The following is a 2465-nucleotide window of genomic DNA, read 5'->3' on the forward strand; positions in this document are numbered from 1 at the left end:
TCGGCGTATGCGTACCGGTTGGTTCCGACGCCTTCCTGGGTTGGGTCCCACCAGTCTGGCGAGACGAAGCGAGCGATGTGGGGATCGTAATATCTTGCGTTGAGGTAGAGCAGGCCCGTCTCGTCCTGCCGCTCGCCGATATAGCCGTGATCCTCCTTGGTCGCCGTCGAGGTCGTGATGGGCTTGGCTAGCCCGAAGGGCTGGTAGCGCGTGGCGATGGAGGTTGTGCCCGCCTGGTCGGCCACCACACGCACCGAGCCCAGATGGTCCTTGAGCAGCGTGTAGCTCTTGGCCGTGGCGCCCGTGCCCTCGATCTTGATGTCGGGCATCGGGTACTTCACCCACAGCGGCGTCGTCGGCACGCACGGATCGCTCGAGCCCTCATAGCTCACCCGCTCGTCCCCGAACACATAGGTCGTCGTCTCCGTCGGCAGCGGATTGGGCGCCGTGGTGCAACCCCGCGGCGAGGCCTTCGTCACCTTCTTCACCCGGCTCCCGTCCGGGCCGTAGAAGTAGCTGCTCGTCGCCCCGGGGCTCTCCCCCATATAGGCGCTGACGATCTGCGTCGGACGGTTCATCCCGTCCCAGCTGTAGGTCCGCCCATGACCCGTCAGCATGTTGCCGTTGTCGTCATAGGTGAAGAAGGTCGTGCCGGCCACGCCCACCGCATGCGGGCGCACCGCGTTCGGGCCCTGCGCCGGATAGGTGTAGGTGCCCACATCCGTCTTCGACGTCAGGTTGCCCGCATCGTCATAGCTGTAGGTCTCGTTGAACGAGGCATTGCCGGCATTGCTGGCCGAGGTCAGCTGGTCGAGCTCGTCATAGCCATAGCTCCAGGCATCGCTCGAGGCGCCCCCCGGCGAGGTGATTCCATCGATCCGGCCGGTGGCGGCGCGGGTATAGTTCAGCGACAGCAGGTTCGTGCCGCCCTTGGCCGCCGTCAGGCTGTTCAGCCAGCCCCGCGTGGCGTCATAGGCCGACGTGCTGGTCACCCCATTGGCGTAGGTCGTCGCCAGCGACTGTCCGGCCGCATTGTAGGTCACGTTGGAGACCAGCCCGGGGATGGAAGTGAGCTGGCCCGCCCCATTGTAGCCGAAGGGCGTTGCCGCAGACCCCAGGCTCGTGCCGTCCCCGAAGGTCCGCCACAGGATGCGCTTGCCGGCATCATAGGCCGTCGTCGTGGTATAGGTCGTGCCCTCCGTCGTCAGCAGGGTCTTGACCACCTCATTGCCCAGCGCGTCGTAATTGGCCGTCAGCCAGGCATGCTTGTTCGCCGCCGTCGTCTGCTTGCCGACATTGAAGGCGCCCGAGCGTGCCTCGTCATAGAGGAAGCCGATATTGTCGCGCTGCGGATCGCCATTGGGCAGGTCCGACCGCATCACCTGGCCCGTCACCCGGTTCAGCCGGTCATAGTTGTAGCCCGTCTTCTGGCCCTTGGCGTCCGTCAGCGTGGTGAGGTTGCCGCCATCGTCATAGGCATAGCTCCATGTCCCCAGGTCAGGATCCTTCACCGAGGTGCGACGGCCCAGCGTGTCGAACACATTGGTCCAGCTGTTGCCCGCCGGATCCGACAGGCTGGTCAACCGGCCCAGCGCGTCATAGCCCAGCGTGCGGTGGAGCGCCCGGCCCTGCTTGGTGGCCGTCTGGCGCACCGTCCGCCCATAGGCGTCCGTCACCGCCACCGTCTTGCGGTTCAGCTCGTCCGTCGTCGTCACCTGCAGGAACGCCCCCGCCACGCTCGCAGGATCGGCAACTTCATAGCTCATCGTCTTGAACGAGCCGTCAGGGTTCGTCACCTTGATCGGACGGTCCCGGCTGTCGAAGCTGGTGATGGCAACCTTGTAGGTCTGGCTGGGATAGTAATACGGCACCGGCGTGATCGACGCCTTGTTGCCGCGAGCGTCATAGTTGGTGTCTTCGGTGATCGCGCCCTGGGTCGGGTCGGCCGCCCGCCTGATCGTCTTGATCAGGCGGCCATAGCCATCGAACAGGTCCTGCGTCCAGATATCCCCCTGCCCCGCGGCGCCTGGCGTGTGGGTCTCGATATATTGGTACGTGGCATTGCCGATATCGTGGTAGCTGAAGGTCTTGAACGCCCCCAAAGGCTGGGTCACCGAGGTGATCCGGCACAGCCCATCATAGCCATAGCTCGTGGTCTGGCCGTTCAGGTCGATGCTGCTCGAGGGCTGCTGGCACTGGGCGTCGAAGCTCGCCGTCGTCTTCTGCCGCGTGTCCCCGTTCTGCACATAGAGCGCATTGCGCTCCTCCACCGGGAACAAATGATAGGTCGGATCGTAGATCGTCTCCGCCCGGTTGCCCAACCCGTCCGTCGACGACACCTTGTTGCCATAGGCGTCATAGCTCGCCGATGTCGTGATCCAGCGATTGCCGGGGTTCAGCCAGTTCCACTGTCCGGTCTGGTCCCCCTTCACCGGCGGTGTCGCCGCATCCCCCGCCCCGTCATA

At 64.8% G+C, this 2465-nt stretch carries 1 protein-coding gene; it reads right to left on the reverse strand.

All coding sequences use genetic code 11. The features are described 5' to 3' along the window. Window positions 1–2465: RHS repeat-associated core domain-containing protein (locus ACTJKX_RS37705; protein WP_440728457.1), on the reverse strand; the 2465-nt coding region annotated here is incomplete at both ends.

This window comes from Labrys sp. 22185, from assembly GCF_052045555.1.
GTDB classification, from domain to species: domain Bacteria; phylum Pseudomonadota; class Alphaproteobacteria; order Rhizobiales; family Labraceae; genus Labrys; species Labrys neptuniae.